At 32.9% G+C, this 25,073-nt stretch carries 26 protein-coding genes; 7 read left to right on the forward strand and 19 right to left on the reverse strand.

Going from position 1 to position 25,073, the window contains the following annotated elements; translation table 11 throughout:
- Positions 1-49: 49 nt before the first annotated feature.
- Both GKG00_RS01725 and GKG00_RS01730 read right to left on the reverse strand, forming a co-directional pair.
- Positions 50-3,472: a leucine-rich repeat protein gene (locus GKG00_RS01725; protein WP_154253961.1), complete on the reverse strand. Its 3,423-nt coding sequence runs from the start codon at positions 3,470-3,472 to the stop codon at positions 50-52.
- A 250-nt stretch (positions 3,473-3,722) separates the two neighbouring features.
- Positions 3,723-4,949 (reverse strand): glycosyltransferase family 4 protein, encoded by a 1,227-nt coding sequence (locus GKG00_RS01730; RefSeq protein WP_102164146.1) that lies wholly within the window; start codon positions 4,947-4,949, stop codon positions 3,723-3,725.
- A 214-nt stretch (positions 4,950-5,163) separates the two neighbouring features.
- On the opposite strand from GKG00_RS01730, the gene GKG00_RS01735 reads away from it, so the two are divergent.
- A complete protein-coding gene (locus GKG00_RS01735; protein ID WP_346962825.1) occupies positions 5,164-6,498 on the forward strand; it encodes an MATE family efflux transporter in 1,335 nt (444 codons plus the stop codon).
- Positions 6,499-6,542: 44 nt separating this feature from the next.
- Here the strand turns inward: GKG00_RS01735 and GKG00_RS01740 are convergent, their stop codons facing one another.
- Genes GKG00_RS01740 through GKG00_RS01750 form a run of 3 tightly spaced genes read right to left on the reverse strand, consistent with a single transcriptional unit; the run spans position 6,543 to position 9,536 of the window.
- Positions 6,543-6,812, reverse strand: coding sequence for a hypothetical protein (locus tag GKG00_RS01740; protein WP_110058420.1), 270 nt, complete (start codon positions 6,810-6,812; stop codon positions 6,543-6,545).
- Between the two features lie 10 nt (positions 6,813-6,822).
- Entirely contained in the window at positions 6,823-8,112 is a 1,290-nt protein-coding gene (locus tag GKG00_RS01745; RefSeq protein WP_094207633.1) for a metallopeptidase TldD-related protein, read from the reverse strand.
- Positions 8,112-9,536 (reverse strand): TldD/PmbA family protein, encoded by a 1,425-nt coding sequence (locus tag GKG00_RS01750; RefSeq protein WP_094207634.1) that lies wholly within the window; start codon positions 9,534-9,536, stop codon positions 8,112-8,114. The genes GKG00_RS01745 and GKG00_RS01750 overlap by 1 nt, the downstream gene beginning before the upstream one ends.
- Before the next feature lie 152 nt (positions 9,537-9,688).
- Here GKG00_RS01750 and GKG00_RS01755 point away from each other — a divergent pair, with 152 nt between their 5' ends.
- A complete protein-coding gene (locus tag GKG00_RS01755; RefSeq protein ID WP_241673551.1) occupies positions 9,689-9,877 on the forward strand; it encodes a DUF6290 family protein in 189 nt (62 codons plus the stop codon).
- A 52-nt stretch (positions 9,878-9,929) separates the two neighbouring features.
- On the opposite strand, the gene pdxS is transcribed toward GKG00_RS01755, so the two are convergent.
- On the reverse strand, positions 9,930-10,772 hold the full coding sequence (gene pdxS / locus GKG00_RS01760) for a pyridoxal 5'-phosphate synthase lyase subunit PdxS (protein WP_002840912.1): 843 nt from the start codon (positions 10,770-10,772) through the stop codon (positions 9,930-9,932).
- A gap of 109 nt (positions 10,773-10,881) precedes the next feature.
- Here pdxS and GKG00_RS01765 point away from each other — a divergent pair, with 109 nt between their 5' ends.
- A complete protein-coding gene (locus GKG00_RS01765; protein ID WP_154253964.1) occupies positions 10,882-12,261 on the forward strand; it encodes a PLP-dependent aminotransferase family protein in 1,380 nt (459 codons plus the stop codon).
- A 58-nt stretch (positions 12,262-12,319) separates the two neighbouring features.
- Entirely contained in the window at positions 12,320-13,759 is a 1,440-nt protein-coding gene (locus GKG00_RS01770) for an aminoacyl-histidine dipeptidase (RefSeq protein WP_154253966.1), read from the forward strand.
- 46 nt (positions 13,760-13,805) lie between these two features.
- Here GKG00_RS01770 and GKG00_RS01775 read toward each other — a convergent pair whose 3' ends face one another.
- Positions 13,806-14,492, reverse strand: coding sequence for a hypothetical protein (locus GKG00_RS01775; RefSeq protein ID WP_154253967.1), 687 nt, complete (start codon positions 14,490-14,492; stop codon positions 13,806-13,808).
- A gap of 189 nt (positions 14,493-14,681) precedes the next feature.
- Here GKG00_RS01775 and GKG00_RS01780 point away from each other — a divergent pair, with 189 nt between their 5' ends.
- Positions 14,682-15,653 carry a hypothetical protein gene (locus GKG00_RS01780; RefSeq protein WP_154253969.1) on the forward strand — a complete coding sequence of 324 codons (972 nt, stop codon included), beginning with the start codon at positions 14,682-14,684 and terminating at the stop codon, positions 15,651-15,653.
- A gap of 47 nt (positions 15,654-15,700) precedes the next feature.
- On the opposite strand, the gene GKG00_RS01785 is transcribed toward GKG00_RS01780, so the two are convergent.
- The 12 genes from GKG00_RS01785 to yqeC form a co-directional block, all read right to left on the reverse strand.
- Entirely contained in the window at positions 15,701-16,888 is a 1,188-nt protein-coding gene (locus GKG00_RS01785; protein ID WP_154253971.1) for a PatB family C-S lyase, read from the reverse strand.
- Positions 16,889-16,977: 89 nt separating this feature from the next.
- On the reverse strand, positions 16,978-17,379 hold the full coding sequence (mscL, locus tag GKG00_RS01790; RefSeq protein ID WP_094204383.1) for a large conductance mechanosensitive channel protein MscL: 402 nt from the start codon (positions 17,377-17,379) through the stop codon (positions 16,978-16,980).
- A 17-nt stretch (positions 17,380-17,396) separates the two neighbouring features.
- A complete protein-coding gene (locus GKG00_RS01795; RefSeq protein WP_154253973.1) occupies positions 17,397-17,843 on the reverse strand; it encodes a hypothetical protein in 447 nt (148 codons plus the stop codon).
- A gap of 341 nt (positions 17,844-18,184) precedes the next feature.
- Positions 18,185-19,267 (reverse strand): tryptophan--tRNA ligase, encoded by a 1,083-nt coding sequence (gene trpS, locus GKG00_RS01800; RefSeq protein WP_094206338.1) that lies wholly within the window; start codon positions 19,265-19,267, stop codon positions 18,185-18,187.
- A gap of 2 nt (positions 19,268-19,269) precedes the next feature.
- Positions 19,270-20,496 (reverse strand): CapA family protein, encoded by a 1,227-nt coding sequence (locus GKG00_RS01805; protein WP_154253975.1) that lies wholly within the window; start codon positions 20,494-20,496, stop codon positions 19,270-19,272.
- A gap of 7 nt (positions 20,497-20,503) precedes the next feature.
- Positions 20,504-20,983, reverse strand: a complete 480-nt coding sequence (gene rlmH / locus GKG00_RS01810) for a 23S rRNA (pseudouridine(1915)-N(3))-methyltransferase RlmH (RefSeq protein ID WP_002835724.1) — start codon at positions 20,981-20,983, stop codon at positions 20,504-20,506.
- 124 nt (positions 20,984-21,107) lie between these two features.
- Positions 21,108-21,545 carry a type II toxin-antitoxin system HicB family antitoxin gene (locus tag GKG00_RS01815; RefSeq protein WP_154253977.1) on the reverse strand — a complete coding sequence of 146 codons (438 nt, stop codon included), beginning with the start codon at positions 21,543-21,545 and terminating at the stop codon, positions 21,108-21,110.
- A 32-nt stretch (positions 21,546-21,577) separates the two neighbouring features.
- On the reverse strand, positions 21,578-21,763 hold the full coding sequence (locus tag GKG00_RS01820; protein ID WP_154254075.1) for a type II toxin-antitoxin system HicA family toxin: 186 nt from the start codon (positions 21,761-21,763) through the stop codon (positions 21,578-21,580).
- A 266-nt stretch (positions 21,764-22,029) separates the two neighbouring features.
- The gene (gene rpsI, locus GKG00_RS01825; RefSeq protein WP_002835726.1) at positions 22,030-22,422 is read right to left on the reverse strand and encodes a 30S ribosomal protein S9; all 393 of its coding nucleotides are present in this window, start codon (positions 22,420-22,422) and stop codon (positions 22,030-22,032) included.
- 11 nt (positions 22,423-22,433) lie between these two features.
- Entirely contained in the window at positions 22,434-22,865 is a 432-nt protein-coding gene (gene rplM / locus GKG00_RS01830; RefSeq protein WP_002838046.1) for a 50S ribosomal protein L13, read from the reverse strand.
- Positions 22,866-23,053: 188 nt separating this feature from the next.
- Positions 23,054-23,347, reverse strand: coding sequence for a cupin domain-containing protein (locus tag GKG00_RS01835; RefSeq protein ID WP_094206340.1), 294 nt, complete (start codon positions 23,345-23,347; stop codon positions 23,054-23,056).
- Between the two features lie 9 nt (positions 23,348-23,356).
- Positions 23,357-24,055, reverse strand: a complete 699-nt coding sequence (gene yqeC, locus GKG00_RS01840; protein ID WP_154253979.1) for a selenium cofactor biosynthesis protein YqeC — start codon at positions 24,053-24,055, stop codon at positions 23,357-23,359.
- A 109-nt stretch (positions 24,056-24,164) separates the two neighbouring features.
- Here yqeC and GKG00_RS01845 point away from each other — a divergent pair, with 109 nt between their 5' ends.
- The gene (locus tag GKG00_RS01845) at positions 24,165-24,365 is read left to right on the forward strand and encodes a hypothetical protein (protein ID WP_110058434.1); all 201 of its coding nucleotides are present in this window, start codon (positions 24,165-24,167) and stop codon (positions 24,363-24,365) included.
- Positions 24,366-24,388: 23 nt separating this feature from the next.
- Entirely contained in the window at positions 24,389-25,066 is a 678-nt protein-coding gene (locus tag GKG00_RS01850) for a hypothetical protein (RefSeq protein ID WP_154253981.1), read from the forward strand.
- The last annotated feature ends 7 nt before the right edge of the window (positions 25,067-25,073 follow it).

The raw sequence follows: 25,073 nt of genomic DNA on the forward strand, positions 1-25,073 counted from the left end.
GTTTTTTTAGTGAAAACGCAGCACATTATTTTTATGTGCTGCGTTTAGTTTATTTAATCAATTCTTTTACAACTGATTCATTTATTGAGATTTCTCCACCAAATACATTAACTTTTTCAAATTTTGATTCTTGGAAAGCTTGTTTTGTAGCTTCTGGAATTTCATTTGCTTCTGCTAATAATATTGGGCAATCAATGGAGCCTATTACTAAGCTGTCTGCTGGAAATGTTCCGTTTGCGATGTTAACTTCTACTCTATCTTTGAAGCCATATTCGTAGATTTTCTTTGCTGTTTCGTAACGGTTTGCTCCTGCTATTCTTGTAGGGTTTGGTAGTTTGTTTTCTACTTCTTTGGAGATTGTCTTTTCTCCACCTACAATTATTACTTCTTCAATTTGTTTCAATACTTCTTGTGTTGCTTTTGGTATGTTGTTTGGTTGTACAAGTAGTATTGGCATGTTGTTTTTGTTAGCTAGTGGTGCTACTGTCAATGCGTCTGCGAATACTTCTCCGCTTGCTATTACAGCTTTTTTAGTTCCTGTTAGCTTGATTACTTCTTGTGCAATCTTTGCACTTGTTTCATAACGATTAGCTCCTGCTATTGTTCTAACGTTGTATTGTGATAGGCTGTCTTTTGTTTTATCTACTGATTTTTCTCCACCTATTACGATTACATTTTTAGCTTCTAATCTCTTGATTTCTTGTGCTACTACTGAATCTAATTGATCTTTTTTAACTAACAAGATTGGTGCTTTTAATGCTTTCGATAATGCTGATGCTGATAAGCTGTCTGCGAATTGTTCGTAGTTTGCTATGATTACTGTTTCAGCAGATTCGTAGTATTTCTTGGATACTTCTACTGATGTTTGAATTCTGTCAGAACCTGCAACTCTTGTTGTAGTTTTTTGTTGTTCAGCTGGTGTGCTTGGTGTTGGTGTTACTGTACCAGGTTGATTTGGTGTTTTCCCTGGGTTATCACCTGGTTTTGTTGGATTTTCCTTTTCAAAATCTTTGCAAGCATCTTTTATTGCATTGAAAATTCCTTCCCTATGGTATTTTGCTCTATCATCAACTTTTCTGATTTTTCCAAGACTATCTACATTTGATTTCAAAACATCTGAATAATTTAGCCCTTCATAATCATCCAAAGTCTCCAAAGCCAACATATGATAACCTTCATTATCTTCATCAACATTCAAAATCTCATTGCCGTATTCGTCTTTTTGTCCTTTTCCAATAGTGTAAGACATGTCTAACACATACAAGATTTTGCCGTTTTTGTCAAAATACACATTCATTCCAATATGATAGGATGGAATCGGAAGTGGCGTTTTAAGTTCAAAATGACCTTGTTTCATAATTGAATTTTCCATGTTTCCTTTGTTTTCAACAATATTAATAAGATTTTGTAATTCTTTTGTTAAACGAGTTAATTTATTATCCACAACGGCGGAATTATTATAAGATTTTTTTGCGTATTCAAGTTTATCTTTCAAAATCCCAGAATTTTCTGGATGATTTTTAATCGTTAATTCTCCTTTTTTAATTAATGAGTCTAACTTATATCGACTTACAAAAAATTGAGTATCATGGATGTATTTTAACTTCGCACCCTCAGATAATTTGTCTTTTCTTAAAAGCTTTTCACCTTCAGCCTTCATATCTTCAAATTGCTTTTGAGTATCATCTCTGAGTTCTGTTAAATCTAACTTATTTAATTCATCCAAAACTTTTTTCAAATCATCTTTGTTTTTCGTAGTTTCTTCAGGATTAACAACAAAATTATTTCCATCAGCTATCGTTTTTCCTTTAATTCTAACTAAAACTTTTTTGTAATTATCCTCAACTTTGTTATCATCAAATGCATTAAATCTTATTTCTTTAATATTATTTGAAAAATCAATCTCTTTTAAATTATTATATCTGAATGCTTCTTCTTTTACACTTTCCAAATTTTCGGGCATTGTAACCTTTGTAATGCTATTTTTGTAAAAAGTTTGAACAGATATTTCTTTTAATTTTGTTAATAAGCTCAAATCCAACTCAGATATTTTGTTATTACAAAAAGCCATTTCTCCTATTTTTTCAACTTTATCGCCCATAAACATTACATTTTGTGCATCGTTATTTCTAAAAGCTGAAATCCCAATTTCCCTAACATTTGGATAAATCACTATTGCAAATAATTTATTAATATGAAACGCACTACTTCCAATTATCTCAGTATTTTCACCTAATTCAAGCATTTCTATCTTGTTATTCATAAATGCTCCGTCTCCAATGATTTTCAGAGCCTCAGGTGCTTCAAATTCTGTCAAATAATTAGACTGAAATGCAAATTTCCCGATTTTTTTCACAGTTTTCGGAAGCTTTACGCTTTTTAAATCGTACTTATTTAAACTACTATTTTCAAAATTCACATTTCTGAAAGCATCATCTCCAATTTCATCTACAACATATTTCCCATTCTTTTCAGGAATTACAAGATTTTTGTTTTCACGAACTTTTAATTTTCCTATACTAGAAAATCCTAGAACTTTACCCTTATCAAATACAAAATCTTTTTCATCCCATTTTGAACTATCCACATCTACCGAAGTTGTCTTATCTTCTTCTGTCGGATTAACAATGGAAGAAGAATCTTTGTTGTCAACACTACCTTTTGACAAAAGCACAACTTTCAATGCATAGTTTTCATCACCAGGATTTCCACTAAATGCACCAACCTCAATTTTTTTCACACTATCTGGAAGCTTCACTTGCTTAATTTTATTATCTTGAAAAGCTTGTTCTTTTATAATTTCCAATTTTTCACAATTAAATTCTAATTCTGTAATTTGATTAGATTTAAATGCTCTCTCTCCTAAATTTGTTAAATTTTTAGGTAAAATAAGTTTGCCTTCTATTTGATTATCAAAAAATACTTGATCTCCCAAAAATTTCAAATTATCTGGTAATTTTATAGTCTTTAAACTTAGATGTGCAAATGCATAATCACTAATTTTAGTGATGGTTTTCGGCAAATTAACGCTTTTAATATTACTATTTTCTTCAAAAGCATCTTGTCCAATATAAGTATATCCTTCAGGAATCTCTACAGATTCTATGTCTAATTGATGGAAATCCTCTCCTAGCTTTTTAATTTCGTTTCCATCAACATCTAAGTTGTTAACCTCTCCATTTTCGCCTTCTCTTTGAGTATACTCATCTATCGTACTACTCTTATTGTAGACAAAAGCAAAACTTGCTATTTTTTTCAAATCCACATTTTCTTTGCTTTTTGTTGGTAGCACAACATTTCGATTTCTTTTTAGTTTTTGCACACCGCTTTTCGAAAAACCGTATACAGTATCTCCCACAATCTCAAAATCCTCCGCTGTATATTTGTCATCCGCTGCTTTGGAATTAATATTTAATCCAAAAATCAAAGCAAATACAAAAACTAAAGAAAAAATAATCTTTTTTTTGTTCATACGAACCTCCTTTTAAATTAATAATGATATTCTTTATCATCTAAAGAACTTTTTTTATTTTACTATAATCTCAATCCCTTTTCAATGATATTTATTATCAAATTAATTTTAAAAAAAGTTTCGTGCTTATCAATATCTTCAAACACATAATATTGAGCTAGCTAAAATTTTATACGTTACTTTTAGCAATCTTCTATACACAAAAACAGCTCTTAATAAATTAAAAGCTGCATTCAGTAAATTTTATATTCTATTGTAAATTTGCAATCTCCACCAACTCATTCTCGATTTCAAGCATTATGTGATCCCAAGAATGTTTTAATACTAATTCGTGAATTTTTTCTGGTATTGGTTCTTTGTTTTGTACTCTGATTATTTGTTGTTCAATTCCTTTTGCTAATCTATCGACAAATGGTTCGATTTCTGAATCATAAGGTTCATCGATTGATTTGAGTCGTGGCATTTCGACAAATTCGATTGCTGTACTGTTGTTTATTTCGTCTCCTAATGTTTCTATCAGTCCTTCTATTTCTGTTACAACGACTCTCATTCCACAACCCAACGCTTCGATTGCAATGAGTCCCAATCCTTCATAGTAGCTTGGCAGAATGTAGATGTCCGATTCTCTCATTTTATTGGAGAGTTTTTTCTGACAAGATGTGTTGTGCAAATCGAAGTGAAGTGAGTTTCCTGTGTTGTCCCACAACTCAACTTTTGTTTCTATGTCAACATCTCCCACTAGTGTTAGTTCCAAATTATCGTATTTTTCTTCTAGTTTTTTGAAGGCTTTGCAAAGTTCGTACACTCCTTTTGCGTGTGATAATTTCCCTGCAAACAATAATTTGATTCTGTCGTTTTGTGGATCTTCTTTTCTTCTGTAGAATATGTCGCTGTTGTAACCTCCACCCGTTACGACGATTTTTTCTTTGTCGATTCCAAATATATCGGAGATTGGTTCTACGTCTTTTTTGCTTAATGCTAGGACTTTTTGTGCGCGGTTCAGATTATCCACACAGGTCATAAACAATTCTGGGTTTAGGTTTGTTTGTCTGATGTCGGTTCCATGATTTAGTAATAAAACAGGAGTTTCATCGAAAATATCTAACACGAGACTGCTTAGCATCCAACAATGATGAGATACGATGACGTCTGGTTGGAATTCTTTCTTTGCTTTTTTCAATTGTTTTATGAATTCATTTGTCCAATCTTCAATCATATCGTGTGTCATATCGCTGTATTTTGCGGAATCGTAGGGCATTTCATCGCTCATTCCAACTATTGGGAAGTTCAACTTTTCGCTTTTAAATTCGACTGGATATTTTGTGATTGTATCATCCAAATTTAATTGTATATCGTCTTGTATTCCAAAAATAGCAGCATTTTCATGATTTTGTTGCATAAATTGAATTACGTTTGTAAAATAAACGCCGCTTCCTGTTTGCTTCGGAAGTTGTGCGATTACGTGTAGTATTTTCATGTTATCATCCTTTTTATTATTATTCTTACTTCTATATTATCATAATAAGATTTTAATTGCTTTAGTTATTTATTGAATTTTTTTATAAATCATTGATTATGTTTGTTTTTTAATGTATAATAACTTGTATTATTTTGATTAGGAGGCGATTATTATAGAAAATTTAAACGAACAACGATCAAATCTTCTCGGCAATGAATCCATTCCGAAATTAATCTGGAAGTTTTCAGTTCCAGCGACTATAGGAATGTTGGTTCAAGCTTTGTATAATGTTATAGATAGAATTTTCCTAGGTGCCGGTGTAAATCAAATGTCAATTGGTGGCGTTTATTTGATTTTCCCGATTTTTTTATTTCTGATGGCATTCGGAATGTTGATTGGTGTGGGTGGCAATTCCCTTTCTTCAATCAAATTCGGTGAAGGTAAGAAAACAGAATCAGAAATCATTCTTGGCACATCTATGTTTTTATCTATTATTTTCGGGATTTTGATATCAGCGATTTTTCTTTTAAATTTAAAATGGTTTTTAAAAATTTTCGGCGCGAGTGATACTTTGATGCCTTACGCTTATGAATATGGAAAAATTATTTTGTATGGTGCACCTTTTCAAATGGTTGGTTTTGCGATGAACAATTTCATTCGTGGCGAGGGTAATCCTAGGGCTGCGATGGTGACGATGTTCATAGGGGCGATTTCCAATATTATTTTGGATTATGTGTTCATTTTCCCGATGCAAATGGGAGTACAAGGCGCTGCTTGGGCGACAATTATAGGTCAAATTTTGTCTTGTATTTGGGTTGTTAGATATTTCCTTTCAGATCGTGCACTTTTGAGACTTAAAAAGGAAACATTCAAGCTTGATTTGCACTATTGTAAGCAAATTTTCGCGCTTGGTTCTGCTCCATTCGCAATGCAACTTGTAGCTAGTGGTATTAATATTATTTTCAACAATTTCCTTAAAATTTACGGTGGCGACTTGGCGACATCATCAATGAGTGTTATCTATAGTGTTTCACAAATTGCATTCATGCCGATTTTTGGTATCAACCAAGGTATCCAACCAATTTTAGGATTTAATTTCGGAGCACACAAATACAGACGTGTTCAACACACTTTGAGAATTGCTATTGTAGCTGGAACTGTGTACATGGTTTTGAACTGGGCATTCACTATGCTTAGACCGGATTTGTTGGTGAAGATTTTTATTTCAAGACCAGAAGATTATGCAGTCATCAAGGACATCGCAATTCCTGGACTTAGAATTTACAACTCAATGATTTTCATGCTTGGATATTCCATAATTGGATCGTCATTATTCCAAGCAATCGGCAAACCAAAAATTGGTTTCATATTGACAATGACAAGACAACTTATTTATTTGTTACCGTTGATGTTGATTTTCCCAAAACTTTTCGGACTTACAGGCGTGTGGTCAGCTATGCCAGTGTCTGATGTTTTATCCACATTAACTACGACTTATTTCTTGGTTAAATCAGGATTTTTGGTTAAAACAATTCACAACGACGACGAATTTGTTCTCGGAATTTAAAAAAGGTTTGAATATTGGATTTCCAATGTTCAAACCTTTATTTTTTAGAATATAAATACCGAAACTAGAATAGACACTACAGCCGTTATCATTATCATAGGTAGTTTGTAATCAGAAGATGTTTTCTTGAATGATCCTTTATTGAAAATTGCAAACACAGCCGAAGCTACTACAAAAATTGTAGCTGCTATTTTCAAAAATCCTACAGCATCAAACTCATTTGTCCTGAAAAATCTGTAGATTGTTATCAACAAAATATATCCAATACAATACGCATATAATTCCAACACGCCAAATCTATCTTTTTGTTTCAATTTTACCTCCTTATTTCCCTGCAATAGTCACATTATCAAACGCAATAACTGCTGGTGCTAAGCTGTTCTTTCGAGATTTCAATTCTTTTGAGAAAATCATAGAATCTTGAACTTCTTTTACATTTAGTGAAATTGAACCACCTGTTATGAATGATTCCACACCATCTTTTACAAGTCTTGCAAGTCTGAATTCTCCACCGAAATCTCCTGTGGCGCTATCCATCAAGAATGACGAGAACGCCAACACTTCAATATAATCTTGTGATTTCAATTCTTCAACAGAAATATCTCCACCACTCACTTCAAAAACTGGTGATTGTCCCATGTTTTTTACGTTCAAATAATAACTATACTTTGCGTTAGTGACCAAGTTTTCTACGACACCATTTTTGTACAAATCATATTCTACAAGTTTTTTACCTTCTGAATCGACAGGTCTTTTGTTGATTGATGTCTCCAATGTTGGATTGATTTTCATATTGAAGTTTACTTTTGGATTATCTCCGAAAAATCTCTCGCCTAATTTTGCAGAGCTGATTTGTTGATAAATCATGGCATCTCTCGCTTGATCGTAATAGTAATACAAGAATTCTTCGACAGCTTCATTTGATAAAATCACTCTCATATTTTCCATTTTTTCATTTCTAACTGCGCTGGATCTTTTTTCAGTTTCCAAAAGTTGTTTGTCGACGATTTCTTCGATTTTTAAGTAATCGATACTTGTCAAATCATATCCGTTGAATATTTCAACAGGTTCATCACCTACATTACAATCAGTTACGATTTCAAACGTAAACTTGTTAGATGGATATTCTACATCCACGCCCTTTGATGTAATGACATGCTTGTGGTTTTCATAGGCGAAAATCTCACAAGAATTCACCTTTGATTTGTAGCCGTAATCTTTGTAGATAACATCATGTACTTTTTTGAAATTATCTGTCAAATCTTCGCACACTTTGATGTCTTTAAGTGTGGCATAACCTTCTTCTTTTTCTGGAAGTTCGTAGTATTTGTTCTTGACAAATTTCGCTGCAAAAGCAGTTCTGTCGATTTTTTCTTTGATTTCATCGTCACTGTCACTTAAGTTCAATACAACTGTGCTGTCACCTTTGAATTTGTCGCCATTTTCTTCAAAATCCACGAATACTCTTACAGATGTTTCATTAGTCACACAACTTCTGTTCATATCTACTTTGTCTTTTATCAAAAATATTTCGTTGGATTTGGACACAGTGTTTACAACTATCCAGTCGGTAATTTTTTCGTTTTGTTTTAATATATTTATTAATCTTTCCATTAACTTAAAATCCCCTTTGCCTTAATGTATGATCCACCAGTTGATGTCTTAACCCATTCTTTCCAGCCTTTTCCGCAATATCCTCCACCAGAAAGTACAAGTCCGTTGGAAACTTGTGTGATTGATTGCAATAAATCTGGAACATATCCTGTCAAATAAACTGGGCTTACGATTTTGCCTGTTAATTTGCCATCTATGATTTCGCGGCCTTTCATTGCAACGCATTGAATTCCCCAGTTTTTTGGATCTTCCATTCCAGATGAGAAACCTTCCAACAAATATCCTTTGTCAACTGATTTAATCATATCTTCAACAGAATCTTCGCCTTCTTCAAAGAAAGTGTTAGTCATACGAGTGTAAGCTTTTCTCTTGAAAGATTCTCTCTTGCCGTTTCCTGTGGATTCTTGTCCCAACAAAATCGCAGACAATTCGTCGCACATTCCGTGACGCAAAATTCCCTTGTCGATAATCACAGTGTCTCTTCCCAAGTTTCCTTCGTCATCGAATAAATAGCTTGACACTTCGTCGAAAGCAGTCGCACCGTCGTGCATGATTATCTTGTCACTTGCAACTCTCTTGTCTTGGTATTCTTTTCCTTTTGCACGTTCTTTTACATACATATCCATTTCAGCTCCGTGGCCGAAAGCTTCGTGAGCAATTAATCCTGTAAAATCAGGATCGCAAATTATGTCGTATTCTCCAGGAACGACTCTGTCTGCTGTAAGTAATTCTTCAGTTCTTCTACAAGCATCTTCTGCCGCTTGTTCGAATTCAGAAATCAATTCACTTCCACACAATCCAGAACTAGAAATGAAATCTAGCTTAGTATTCTTTCCATCAGTTGCTGCTGCCATTGCAAATCCTGTTGAATAAGCGTAAGATTGGTACAAATCTTTATTCTTGGATAAGAAAATTTTGTTAACTTGCGTAATATTCAATCTCAAAGAAAGTTGAACGATTTTTTCGTATTTTGATTTAACTTCGTCGTGAATTTTTTGTAACGTAGTGATAATTTTTTCAGGATCATCTTGTTCTGGTAAGTTTTCAACTTCAGTGATTCTTTCTTTTACGATTTCGTCGTCATTTGGAAGTCTATCGTAAGTTACTCTGTCCAAGCCTTCGATGATTTTTTTACGATCTTCAAGTGCGATTTTGCGGACATTTTCGCATACTTCATCTACATTCACTTCGTTAAATGAATACTCACTAAATCCCAAATCAGTGTACACTCTGATTACAAATCCTCTTTGATAATCAGGAGATGGATTTAATGAAATTGCTGATGTAGTCACAGAATAACTTGCACCATCAACATCGCAACCCAAAATAGAAACGTATTTGAAATCAGTTTCCAAATTTTTTATAATTTCTTGTAATTTAGATTTATTATCTAATAAAAATTTTGATGTAGTTAGTTTTTTCATGTTCTACCCCTTTCATTAATAATTATAGTAAATACTTCTACCTATTACAATGAATTTTAAGAAAATGATATCACAAAATTAGATAATGGAGTAAAATATGTATAAAGGAGTGTAGCATTATGAAAATTAATATTCAATTAACTCAAGAATAAATGATTCTCGCGAAAAATTATGCGAAAAATCATTCTATAACTTTGAAGGACGCTTTTAAAAATGCTTTATTCGAAAAAATTGAGGATGAATACGACGCAATCACAGCTGAAAAAGCATATGAAGATTATCTAAAAGATGAAAAAAATAGCAAACCAATTTCTGAATTATGGAAAGATTTAGACTTGTAATAAACCTAAAAATGGCTACCGATTTTCAGGTAGCCACTGTAATTTATTCGTTTTATCTATTAGCCATGATGACTTTTATCTCATCTGGATTAATCCCAACCATTGCTTCTCCCAAATCTTTGCTCACTTCAAGCAAAACATCTGGATTGTTGTAATTTTCCACAGCTTTTACGATAGCTTTGGCACGTTTTTCAGGATTTCCACTTTTGAAAATTCCACTACCAACAAACACACCTTCAGCTCCCAATTGTCTCATCAACGCCGCATCAGCAGGAGTTGCAACTCCACCTGCAGAAAAATTAAGTACAGGTAATTTTCCATTTTCATGAACGTATTTCAATAATTCAAAGCAAACTCCCATTTCTTTTGCTTTGTCGTACAATTCATCTTCCTTCAAAGACTTCACCAATGAAATTTCGCCCATGATTTGTCTCATATGTGTAACAGCTTGAACAACATCTCCCGTTCCAGCTTCACCTTTTGTTCTAATCATCTTGGCGCCCTCTTTGATTCTTCGTAAAGCTTCCGATAAATTTCTCGCTCCACAAACAAAAGGAGTGTTAAATTTTGATTTGTCGATATGATATTTGTCATCTGCCGGAGACAAAACTTCTGATTCGTCAATGTAATCAATTCCCAACGATTCCAAAATTTGCGCTTCAACAAAATGACCAATTCTAACTTTTGCCATTACAGGAATTTTGACAGCTTTCATGATTTCTTCAATCATTTTAGGATCGCTCATTCTGCTAACTCCACCAGCAGCTCTAATATCTGCAGGAACTCTTTCAAGTGCCATTACACTTACTGCTCCTGCTGCTTCTGCAATCCTCGCTTGTTCAGCATTGATTACATCCATTATTACTCCGCCCTTTAATTTTTCATTTATATCCATTAAAATCACCTCGCCTTTATAATACATGCAAATTGCATCTAATCATAGTAGCAAAATAAAATAATTTTATGGGTACAGATGTGTTATACTTAATCCAACGGAGGATTTTATGTTCATAAATTTAAACGACAAAGATTATTTGTATAATCAAATTTACGATTCTATAAAAGAAAAGATTAACACGAAACAATTGAAGACTAATGACAAGCTTCCTTCTATTAGGAAATTATCTAATGAGCTGAATATTTCGATAAATACTGTGTCCAATGCCTATTATCAATTGGAAAAGGAAGGATACATTCGTTCCAGTGAGAGAAGTGGGTTTTTTGTAGAAAAATCTGGTCATATTTTGCAAAACGATGCAAACTTTGATGATGAGGATATGATTGTTGAAGAAAAGAATTCTTACCTGTATGATTTTTCATTTTCAGGTGTGGATAAATCTTGCTTTAAATACAAGCAAATCAGAAAGGCTTTCAGGGATTCAATTAATGAAGATGATGATGCTATTTTAGGAAAAGTAGATGGTTTGGGATTATTTTCTTTAAGATGTTCTATTTCAAATTATTTGAAAGATTTCAGAGAAATTATCGTGAATCCCAATCAAATTGTCGTGAGTTCCGGCAGCAATGAGTTGTTGATTTTGATTAAAAATCTTCTTAACAATCCAGTTTTTGGTTTCGAAAATCCTGGATATGCATATCACGGAATTGGTTTTTACAATAATTTCAACAGTACGCCGATTGATGTGAATGAAGATGGGATTGATATAGATTTTCTGAAACAAACAGATGCGAATGTTGTAAGCGTGACTCCTTCTCATCAGTTTCCTACTTCTGCAATTATGCCCATTAATAAAAGGATTGATCTGTTGAATTGGGCTTACGAAAAAAATAATCGCTACATAATCGAAGATGACTACGACGCAGAATTCAAATACAAGCTTCGTCCTATCGCTCCACTAAAGACTTTGGATGTGAATGATAAGGTGATTTACATTGGGAATTTTTCACGTACAGTGACTCCAGCGATGCGTGTGAGTTTTATGGTTTTGCCTAAAAATTTAATGAAGAAATTTTATTCTGTATTAAAATCTGAGAGGTGTCCTGTGTCGATTTTCGTTCAATCTGCGTTGTCCAAGTTTATCGACAGTGGAGATTTTGAAAAGCAGGTCAATCAGATGAAGAAGGTGTACGCAAAAAAATACGAGATTATTTTTTCAAAAATTAACGGCTGCAAATTCATTGATTTTGAGAAAACTGATTGTGGCACATCTGTCGTAATCAAGGTCGATAAGAGAATTGATAGTAATGTTTTTTTGAAAACTTTGAGGGAAAAATCAGTGTATGTGATTCCTATCGATGATTTTTATTTGGATAAAAACATGAACACTAACGTGTTTTTGATTGGGTTTGCAAAGATGAGCTACGATGATATCTCTAATGGTATGGATATTATCGTAAATGTTGTAAATAATCTTGTCAATTAGATTACAAAATAATGTAAAAGAGTTATAATAAAGTAAGAAGATATATAGGAGGTTACTCATGCAAAAATATGAAGATTTAGAACCAAAAAAAGTGTTTTATTGGTTCAAACAATTAAACGATATTCCTCGTGGTTCAGGAAACGAAAAGGCTGTTTCAGATTTTTTGGTTAGTTTTGCAAAGGAAAGAGGATTGGAAGTGCACCAAGATTCTCTTAACAATGTTATTATCAAAAAAGATGCTACAGAAGGTTACGAAAATTCAGAGCCAGTTATTTTGCAAGGACACATGGATATGGTTTGCGAAAAGACTGATGATTCAGATCACGATTTCTTAAAAGATCCTATCTCAATGCACGTTAAAGACGGATATGTTTATGCAGATAACACAACTTTAGGAGCAGATGATGGAATCGCTGTTGCTTTTTGCTTAGCTATTTTGGATTCTGATGATGTTTCTCATCCAAAATTAGAAGTTCTTGTAACAATTGATGAAGAACGTGGAATGGACGGAGCAAACGGCGTGACTGCTGAACATTTGAGCGGAACTCGTTTGTTAAATATCGACACTGAAACTGAAGGAGACTTCATTGTAAGCTGTTCTGGTGGAGCAAATGCTATCACTACTTTCAAAAGCGAAAAATCAGAAGGTTTGTCAAAAGCTATCGAAATTTCTCTTTCTGGTTTGAACGGTGGTCACTCTGGACTTGAAATCCAAAAACAAAACAAAAACGCCATCAAAGTTATGGCAAGACTTTTGAACAAAGTTGCTTTGGAAATGGATTTTAGATTGCAAGAAATCTCCGGTGGTTCAAAACACAACGCCATTGCTAAGAACGCTCACGCTATCATCACTGTAGATGATTTGGATAAAGCGATGAATATTTTAAACGAAATTGGTGAATATGTTCGTCACGAAGGTAGAAAAACTGACCCTAACTTGGTTTTGGAAATTAAAGAAACAGAAAAAACAGAATTTTCTTATTCAAAAGAAACTTCCCAATCAATCGTTAAATTCTTGTATTTATTAATCAACGATGTTATTTCTACTTCACAAGACATCGAAGGTTTAGTTCAAACAAGTTCTAACGTTGGTATTGTTGAAGCAGACGACGAAAAAATCAAGGTTACTTGTTGTGTAAGAAGTTCTGTAGAAAGTGAACTTCACAATATGTTCGACAAAATCAAATCATTAGCTTATTTGACTCATGGAACTACTGTTATCGAAAAAGAATACCCAGCTTGGGAATTCAACACTGATGGAGAATTGGCAAAGGTTGCTCCAGCATTGTACGAAGAAATGACTGGCAACAAAGCTAATGTAACTGCAATCCACGCTGGTTTGGAATGTGGTTTGTTAAAAGGCGTACTTCCTGATTGCGATATGATTAGTTTCGGTCCAGATATCATTGGTGCTCACACTCCATTAGAACATTTGGGAATTGAATCTACTCAAAGAATGTACGATTACACATTAAGATTATTAGAAAAATTAAAATAACAAAAAAATTAAGGAAAGTTCTTTTTTATGAACTTTCCTTTTTAAATTATTTGTATTCGTGATTTTCTAAAACATGGATTAAATCGTCATTAGTTTCTTTACTTTTTTGAACTTCAAACATTCCAATATATGAGTAAAAATCTAACACATCAATATCTTTTATCTTTTTATCTATCTCTGAATCCGATATGTTTTCCCCATTCATTATCAATGATTTTTTAAGATAATGTTTGATATCTTTTGGGGATAGTTTTGTTTGATAATTTCTCGATTCTATATTATCTTCATCCACTTCTTTTTCTACAATATAGCCTTTATTATCCTTATGCAATAAAATTCTTACAATTGCGCCTTCTCCAGATTTCTTATCCCTAGTAGAAATCCATGTCTTCACTAAAACTAAAATTTTGTCTTTACTTTCATACTTATCCAATATTTTCAACTCGGATAATTCATAATACTTATAATCTGGTTTTTTGGCTAAAAATTTTTCAAGACTTTCACTCAATCTAATTTTATTTGTATCTTTTTCTAGCTTGTAGTATTTTTGCGTAAAAAACATTTTTATTGTTTCATTTATATTAGCTTTATCCTTTTCGTCAATATCTACTTTTACTGTCTCGTTTTGATTTGTTTTTTGCTCATCGTTTTTAATTTCATTTTTTTGACAAGACGATAAAAGTAACAACATAATAATAAGAGTGATTGTTTTTCTTAATTTACCTACTACCATATGAGCCTCTAATATTTTTTCATAATTATCACTTCAATTTTATTTTAGTTAAACGATTTCTACTTGTCAACTATTTATTTGTCATTTTATCTTCCAAAATTCAACCTTAAGTTACAATAAGTCTACGATTGTGATTTGTTCAAAATCATTTGTCCAAATCTGTTATAATAATATAGTCAGGGGGAATTTATGAAAAAGAAATTTACATTAGTGTTATTATCACTACTTATGGTAATAACTTTAAGCGCTTGCTCTCAAGCAAAAGAAAAAGTGAGCCTATTAAACGATTTTAGAAAAACAACTGAATGGAAGAACCAATCTTACGAATTTAAGAACGAAACTTCCAAGCTAAAAGAAATCAAAGTCAAAGCAACACAAGACAAATCAACAGGAGTTGCAATGGCGACTGTTACAAGTGATGTAGCTCAATTAGCAGGTCAAGGCAACAATTTGGGGGAACTTCACTTTGCAATCCAAGACGGAAAAGCGTATTTGAATTACGATGCATTTGCTAACAATCTTCCACCAAAAATGAAGGAAGCTTTGATTCAAAAAAACTTGTACTTCAATGTTACACAAATTTTGCAAAAATTAACTGAACAAAATTTCCAAGCTACAACTGTAAGAGATTTCACAGTGTTCATGCCACTTTTATCATCTAATACGAAATTCCAAGTTAAAATCGCAAAAGATTTCGTTGTCGACAACAAGGAATTGAAGGTTACAGATGATGGCAACCACAAATACTCTGTGAATTTGACTGGTGAACAATGGGCAAAAGTTATGGAATATTCAAGAAAAACTTTATTGAAAAACTTCAAAGAATACGCCAAACTTGCCAAGGGAAGTGATCTTACAGACCAAGAACAACAAAAAATCCAAGAAATTGAAAACAATCTAAAATCAGACCAATCCAAAAAAGAATTCGAAGACAAAATGAACACATTAAAGACAACTAACAAAGACGATATGTATAATTTAACATTTGAATTCAAGGACAAATCATACGATGTTAACTTAAAATCAACTCCAAAATCAAAAGATACTGAAAGCATTAACATCTCACTAAATTCAAAAGAAGATACATCAATCAATAATCCAAAAGTTCAAGTGGATAATGGTCCATTTGAATACATGCAACAATTTTTGAATGTAAAATAGAACTAAAAAAATCCCGAAATTCAACAGAGTTTCGGGATTTGTTGTGTTTATTTGTATATTTCTTGTAATAAATTATCCAATCTAACTAATGCGTCTTTTACGACTTGTGTAGGAGCTGCGACATTGAACCTTACGAATCCATCACATTCACCGAAGAATCTTCCGTCAGTAAATACCAAATCAGCTTTTTCACCCAATGTTTTAAGCAAATCATCGCTATTTAATCCCAAACATCTGAAATCCATCCACATAACGTAAGTCGCTTGAAGATGATTTACGATAATTTTAGGATATTTTTCTTGGAAGAAATCGTAGACGATTTTTTGGTTAGTATCTATGACTTCGATTAATTCGTCAAGCCAGTCTTCAGCTTCATCAAAAGCCAATTGTGTAGCTTCAAGTCCCATAACATTGACAGTGTTGCTTCTCATTATATCCAATGTTTTCTTGTATTGAACCATCATTTCAGGATCTGAGATAATTGTGTATCCACAGCAAAGCCCAGCCAAATTAAAAGCTTTTGTAGCAGATTGGCACACAACAGCTTTTTCGACTAATTTTCTATCCAAAGAAAGCACAGATGTGTGAGTGTTTCCCGGCATAACAATATCTTGCCAAATCTCATCAACCACAACAATCACATCATTATCATTCGCAATCTTGATTACTTTTTCCAAATCATCCTTGCTCCACAAAATTCCACCCGGATTGTGAGGGTTACAAAGAATAACCATTTTGTTTTCAGACTTTCTGCATTCTGATTCGAATTTTTCAAAATCAATTGAGTAATTGTTGCGTTCGTCAGAAATCAAAGGAACATCAGCCATAACTCTTTCATTAAATTCAATGGCAAATCTGAATGGACCATACACCGGTCTCATAATCATTACAGAATCACCTTTTTTCGTGAAAGCACTTACTGCAGCAAAAAATCCATCTACAACAGTTGGAACTTCGACAATCCATTCTTTTTTGATATCTGCATTGTGGCGTTTCTTGTCCCAATTTATAATGCTGTTGTAAAATCTGTCTGTAGGAGAGCAATATCCCAAAACCAAATTATCTAAGCGTTTTTTCAAACCATCGATAATTTCTGGTGCGTTTTTGAATTCCATATCCGCAACGCTAAATGGAACTACATCTTTTTTCATATTAGGAAATTGTTCGCTTCTTACAGCCCATTTTCTAGATCCCATTTCGTTTCTGTCACTAATCGTTTCAAAATCGTATTTCATCATAATCTCCTTATTATAAATTAATCCTTCCTTTTTCAGTATAACACAAGACAACAAAAAAAGAGGATATAATCCCCTTTTATGTCAAATTATTCTGTTAATTCAGATGTACAATGTGGACATCTAGTAGCAGTAATGTCGATTTCGCTCTTGCAGTATGGGCAAGTTTTTGTTGTTGGATCTGCTGCTGGTTCTTTGTGTAAAGCATCACGTCCCTTGTTGATAGCCTTAACCATCAAGAAAACAACAAATGCTATAATAATAAATTTAACCAAAGCATCCAAGAACAAACCGTATTGTAGCTTAACTCCTGCAACCGTTACAGCCATTTCTTTCATATCTATACCAGCTGTCGCTGCTCCAATCAAAGGTGCGATAAGACCATTGATAAGTCCATCCACCATTTCCTTAACGGCAGCACCCATGATAACGGCAACTGCCAAATCCATTACATTACCTTCAGTAATGAATTTCTTAAATTCTTTTAACATAATACCTCCTATAAAATTTATTCATTCATTAAATTCATTTTTTCCTTTTGCAAATTATACACTTCTTTTTTCAATTGTTTAATCGCATTTTCGCAGTTCTTCTTGTTAGATAAAATTTGCATTTGAATAACAGAATCGAAAACTTTGTTATCAAAATAATCCGCCAAGAAAAATGTCTTTTTATATCTGAAACCAACGCTTGGTTTCTTGTCCAAATCAATCATAATATTGTTGAACTTTCTAATCGCCAAATCAGCCTTCTTCGCTTGATTCTTCGCCTTTTTCAAATTCGATCTTTTAATCATAGTAGTAATAGTCTTACCCTTGAAAATATCGAAAATTCCCCATCCTGATGCTGTACCCAAATAAGATTGCACCTCATTCAAGCTAGCTATAGCAATTTCTCCAAGCTTAATAGCTTCGTTTATATTATATAATCTAGATCCTACTTTTGCTCTTAACATAATAATCTTCCTTTCCTTTATTATTTATACCCTTAAATAATAATTTTAAGCAAGGAAAAATCAAATAAGATTTATATTTTATTAATCAAGCAAAAATCAACCACTGATTTGATTGACATATATAAAAAATATAGCAAACCTTTCATGCTAAGAATATCATACGGAAAAAATTGTCATGATTTCAAATCGAATAAACCCGTCAAAATCGGACTGCGTAAGCTTCAGCGTGCTTGCGATTTTAGGATTTTGAGATTTAGAAATCAACAATTTTTGTGAGTACCAATATTTGTGTATGATGGTTTGCTATCCATAATCAACCCCTGACGTGATTGATTTCTCATTTATTTATATTTTTGTTGTTGTTTATTAATCAATTCCACATCTTCAAAGTAGTTGATTCCCATCGCAGCTTTTACTTTCTTCAAAGTTTCTGCTCCAACTTCTCTGGCATCTTCTGAACCTTTTAACAACATATCGAAGATTTCTGGAATATTTTGTTCGTAATGTTTTCTTTTTTCTCTGATTGGAGATAATTCTTTTTGCAAAATATTGTTCAAGAATTTTTTGATTTTGACATCGCCAAGTCCACCACGTCTGTAATGATCTTTTAATTCGTCCAAATTTTTGTAATCTGGAAGAAATTCTGAGAAATCATCGTCTGTACAGAAAGCGTCCAAATAAGTGAACACTGTATTTCCTTCAACTTTTCCAGGATCTGTGATTTGAATGTGGTTAGGATCTGTGAACATACTCATTACTTTTGATTTGACATCTTTTTCAGAATCCGACAAATAAATACAGTTACCTAATGATTTACTCATCTTAGCTTTGCCGTCTAATCCTGGAAGTCTGGAACAGATTTTGTTGTCAGGAATTACAGCTTTTGGTTCAACCAAAACTTCTGAGTAATAATTATTGAATGTTCTTACTATTTCACGCGTTTGTTCCAACATTGGAAGCTGGTCTTCTCCAACTGGAACTATATTTGCATTAAAAAGCGTGATATCAGCTGCTTGGCTAATTGGATAAGTCAAGAAACCTACAGGAATGCTCGCTCCAAATTCTTTTTGTTTGATTTCTGCTTTAACTGTAGGGTTTCTTTCGAGTCTTGAAAGTGTAACCAAGTTCATATAATAAAACATCAATTCTGTTAGTTGTTCAACGTGTGATTGCACAAAAATCGTAACTTTATTAGGATCGATTCCACAACTTAAATAATCAAGCGCAACTTCAATGATATTGTCACGGACTTTGTCTGGATTGTTAAAATTGTCAGTCAAAGCTTGTGCATCGGCAATCATGACATACATCTTGTCGAAATCCCCTTTGTTTTGCATGATAACTCTGTTTTTTAATGAGCCTACGTAATGACCCAAATGTAATTTTCCTGTTGGTCTGTCACCTGTAAGTATTATATTTCCCATTTTTACTCCTTGTTAAAAATTTTCTCGTAATGTTGATTTGCTCTGTTCAATTTAGATATTATTTTGTCTTTTCTTGGATAATTTATTTCTGAATTGAGGACTTGTTTTACTGGAACTACTACATATCTTGTAGTCACATCATCAGTGTATTTGTCCACATAATATGGCTTGTTTTCGAAACTTTTTACAGTTGTTTTATCGCCAATTTTTTCGATTTTAATATCGGAATACACTCCAATTTCAACACCGTAGTATTGACCATAAGATTCTCTTTGATCTGAAACCAAATTTCCCATTGAATAAACACAATATGATTTTTTGCCGTCGTTTTCAATAACATCAGCCTTTTGTATTGTGTGCGGGTGCGATCCTATCACCAAGTCAACTCCCATATCTGAAAATTTCTTGAACGTGTTTTTCTGATAAGAGTTGGGATAATCAGAATATTCCTCTCCCCAATGCATGTAGCACATTATAACATCGGCGTGATTTTGCTTTAAATAATCCACATCTTTTTGGATTTGTTCCATGTTTATTATATTTACCGCGGTGTCTCTTCCGGAATTAAGCATAGAATTTTCAAATCCATTGAGCATTTGTGTATATGAGAAAAATCCAACCTTTATCCCTTTCACATCGATAATAAGTGGATTGGTCGATTCGTTCTCCTTGAAAGTTCCAGTTCTTTTCAAACCATACTTTTCAATAGCTTCAATTGTGCGATCAATTCCTTTCAATCTTCTATCGTAAGAATGATTATTCGCAGTACTAACCACATCAAAGCCTGTATCTTTGAACGCTTTTATAACATTTTCGTGCGTTGCAAATTCTGGATAACCACTCATGTCTGATGCATCCTTAGCAATAGTCGTCTCCAAATTTACTATGGATAAATCACTCTTACCCACAATATCTTTAATAACCGCAAAAGAATCTGTAAAATCATAATTTGTAGCTTTTGCTTGGCGAATTTGAGTTATGTGATTCATATAATCGCCCCAACAAGTTATGGTTATCTCCGTCTTTTCCAGATTTTTATTCTCTTTTTCGTTATCTGATTTTTTATTTGATTTTTCTTCTGCTTTTGTAGCACTTTTAACTTGAGAACTTTTTTGTGATGCTGTGTGAATTGGAGATTTTCCAGAAATTTCTGAATATCTAAAGCCAATCACACCAACTAAAATCACTATAAGAAAAGCCAATGCAACAGTTGTCTTTTTTCCCTTCATTTTATCCTCACTTATGATATGGTAAATTGTTAATTATTCTGAAACTTCGGTAAATTTGTTCCAATAAAATCAACCTCATCAGTTGATGTGGAAATGTAAACTTGGAAAAAGAAAGTGCATAATCACTCCTGTCAAGTACACTTTTTCCCAGTCCCAAAGATCCGCCGATAACAAAACAAATATTAGAATGACCTTGTACAGTTAAATTTTCAATCTTGGCTGCTAATTTTTCGCTAGTAAGTTGATTTCCCAAAATCTCAAGCGTAATCACGTAGTGATTGTCCTTGATTTTCGACATAATTTTCTCTGCTTCCTTGTCCTTCACAATCTCCTTTTCACTGTCGGACAAATTCTCTGCAGCACTCAAATCATCAACCTCAATTATGTTTAGCTTGCAGTGCGCAGATAATCTTTTCGAAAATTCAGCAATGCCTAGTTTTATGTATTTTTCCTTAACCTTACCCACCGAAATAATATCGATATTCAAAATAATCACAACCTTTTTACTTTAATAAGTATATCATATATTGATTGGGAGTATAAAATAATAATTGTGTTTTGTGCAAATAAAAAATAAAGGGCTATCAAAAAGAATAGCCCTTTGAAAATATTTATTTTATAGCTTCATTTTCAATAGCAACAGTTAAAACTTTTGAAAAATTCAAATTCAATCTGTTGCCCAAATCATTCGCCCATTTTGGTATGGACAAAGTTTTCTTTACTAATTTAGTGTTTTCAAAATATTTTTCTACATCTACAAAAATCATCGAAATAAATGATTCATTCTCAATGTATTCTAAATCAATTTCAGGATCATCTCTGAAGGGATCATTTCCTTCAAGTGACAAATCATTAATGTTACTAACTTTAGGCAGATCTATTCCTTCTTCGATATATCCTGACACAGTAATTCCCAACCAATCACTAGCCATAAACAAAGCATCTGAAATATCTTCTCCTTGCGTTCCTGAATACTCAAAATCAGGAAAATTAATAAAATATCCACCTTCTGGTTCTTTGTAAAACAATGCAGGATAACTTACTAACATAAAACACCTCCATTAGATATTGAAGTAGCGGGCTATAATAGCACAGCTTGCTTCAATATTTGTCTTTCTGTCCCTTTTTTCAATTCACCTTTAGGAACAGGAATTGATCTTACTCCTGGTTTTTTCATTTTGATATGTGAGCCTTTGCCCTCACTTTTTACCTCAACGAATCCATGTTGTTTCAGAAGTTTGACCATTTCTTTTTGTGTCATCGGCATGTGCACTTTACCTCCTGACACTTTTATTATACGTATTAATACGTGATACGTCAATATATTTCTAATAATTTTTTACGCAAATAAAACAAACACAGACATAAATCTGTGGAGGTAATTTTGTAAATATTTCCCCTGGAGAACTAGTATTTCATAAGCTTATTAATAATGATGGTGTGAACTTTGGTGTGAATTTTGATAAAAAAGCATAAAAAAGCACTTGATGGTGTGAACCAAAAAGTGCTTTTCCATTGATATATAATTGTTTTCTATCTCTTACTGAATTGTGGAGATTTACGAGCTTTTTTAAGACCGTATTTCTTTCTTTCCTTTTTACGAGGGTCTCTAGTTAAGAAACCTGCTCTTTTTAATTCAGCTCTGTAGTCTGGGTCAACTTCTAATAAAGCACGAGCAACACCATGTCTAATAGCACCTGCTTGACCAGTGTATCCGCCACCTTTTACATTAACAGTAACATCATAGCTTTCAGTGTTGTTTGTTAATTCCAAAGCTTCCTTAGCTATAACTCTTAATGTATCGAAGTTAAAGTATTCACTTATATCTTTTTTGTTAATTGTGAATTTTCCACTTCCTGGTACTAAAGTAACTCTAGCAACAGAAGTTTTTCTTCTACCAGTTCCTTGATATCTATTATTAGCCATTTAATTACCTCCTACTTAATTTCCAAAACTTCAGGGTTTTGAGCGATGTGATCGTGATCAGCGCCTCTGTAAACTCTTAATTTTTTAGCCATTTGACGTCCTAAAGAGTTGTGAGGAAGCATGCCAACGATAGCATGAGTTACAGCTCTTTCTGGGTCTTTTTGCATTAAGTCTTTGTAGGTAATTGATTTAAGACCTCCAGCGTATCCTGTATAATGTCTTAATTCTTTTTGTTCTAATTTCTTACCTGTTAATTTAACTTTTTCTGCGTTAATTACAATTACGTAATCTCCAACATCCGCATTAGGAGTAAACATTGGTTTGTTTTTTCCTCTTAAAATAGAAGCAACTTCAGTAGATAATCTACCTAAAACAACATCTGTTGCATCTACTACATACCATTTTCTTTGGATGTCATCTTTCTTAGGTATATAAGTTTTCATTCAATTCATCCTTTCCTTTATTTACAATATTTGGCTACTTGGACATCGCTGCCAAAAAGCGATTGTTTTCTCACCGGGAATTTAGACACGTCGCACACCCGGCCATCGGCGACTTTCTGTATTGTATAAAAGGAAATGACTCCTTTTACATACCAAAATATTATATACTCTCTTGATTAAATTGTCAACTATTTTATCGTAAAACACAGCCACACGCATTCATCACTTGTGCTTTTTACTTCGTGAACTACATTTTTAGGAATAAAATACGTATCCATTTCTTTAAGTCTTACATCTTTTCCTTCGACATTCAACATTGCCTCACCCTTAATTATGACAACAAATTCGTCAAAGTCCTGATTATATGGTCCTGATGTTTCGTTTTTCGATTGGATTCTGTGAATGTCAAACTTTTCATTTCTAACAATTGTATCCTTAATAATATGATTCTCATCAAAATTCAAATCTTCAAGTAAATTCATAAAATTCTCCTAGTATATTTTTATAATTTTCCCAAAACTCATCACAAAAATCTTCACGTCCACATCAATTCTATCAATAATATCCACGGCATTTTCAATATCTTGTTTTGTGTCTGCCTTGTTCAAAATCAAAAACTTTTTTGCATCGTACGAATTTTTGAACAGACCACAATTAGAATTGATGATTTCAGCGTAACTTTTTGTTGTCAAAGTCTTGGGATTTCCAATAATTTCTTTCATATATTCTTTTCTGTGGCAAAATCTCTCGTCAAAAGGCTTGTCCACACTATCTAGTCCCATCACACCAACGCAGTGCGTGATGTTTTTAGGATTTACAGGTTCATCTTCACGAGGAGCTTTGATAGGTCTTGTCTTTGCTCCATCCGTTTCCAAAATTATATTCGAAAACAAACCATCAAGAAAAATTTTGTCGAAAAATTCAGGTTCAAATCCGATTTCTTTTGTATCTGTACGTGATTTGGAAGTGAAGTATATTTTGCCATCTACAATTTTCGTTTTCTCATTGAATGTGTACAAATAATCAAATTTGTCCTCACTTACAATCCCCATTTTAGTAGTCGTACTAACAAGAGATGCTTCATTCATTGATTTGAACTCATTTGCAAGCAAAAAAACGCTCGAAGTTTTTCCGCCAGCACCTTGAACAGCTATCATGTTTTTATCATTCAAACTCATAAACTCTAACATAATATCACCGTTTTTATTATCTCACAAAATTTTCAAATACAAAACCCAATTGAAAATCCGCATAAATGATTTATAATTAATATATAATAATATATAAAGGAAGGCACTTATGAAAATAGGATTTAGAACACCAAGCTTGAAGAAATCATTCAAAGCAAGAACAACTTCAAAGTACAAAAGACAACTAAAGTCTGCAATTGACCCAACTTACGGCAAAAAAGGCATTGGCTGGTTTAAAAACCCCAAAAAAGCACTTTATAACAAGATTTATAACAAAACGACAAAAAGTATATTCGATATTTTCAAGTAAATAAACATAAAACAGAGGTACACATGAAAAAATTTCTAAAATTATTTGGCATAGCATTTGCAATCGGGATAGTCATGCTGATCATAAGCCTTGTCTTCAAAATCGACGACAAAGTAATGCTTAAATATTATTGGATAATCGGCGGAGTTGTCTTGGCAGTCATTTTAATAATCAACACAATTTATTTCTCATACAAAACAAATGATTTGAAACATTCAATGAAACTGTTTGAAGAAATGAAATACAAAGATTTCGTCAACGAATTAGAACCCAAAATCCCCAAAATCAAAAATAAACACATACAAACAGTGATGAAAATGAATTTGGGAGCAGGATATTTGGAATTAAATGAGCCAAATAAAACATTGTCAACTTATGAAACAATTGCAAAAGACCAATTGAAAAATCAAGACCTTCAATTGATATATTGGCTCAACACAATGATTGCTCACTTCAAATTGAACGATCAAATTAAGTTTAATGAGCTATTCACAACACACGAAAAACTTTTAAAACAATTTGAAAACAGTCCAAATTACGGCGAAAACATCAAACAATTGTATATAATGAAAAACATATTTGACGACGATTTTGTATTAGCACGAAAAACCTTAAATAAATTGAAATCAAAATCCACAAACCCGAGATTTAAAAAAGAATACAAAAGATTAGAAAATATAATAAAACAACACGAAAAATAAAGGCTGT

Origin of the sequence: Finegoldia sp. BIOML-A1 (genome assembly GCF_009678325.1) — a bacterium.
GTDB lineage: Bacteria > Bacillota > Clostridia > Tissierellales > Peptoniphilaceae > Finegoldia > Finegoldia magna.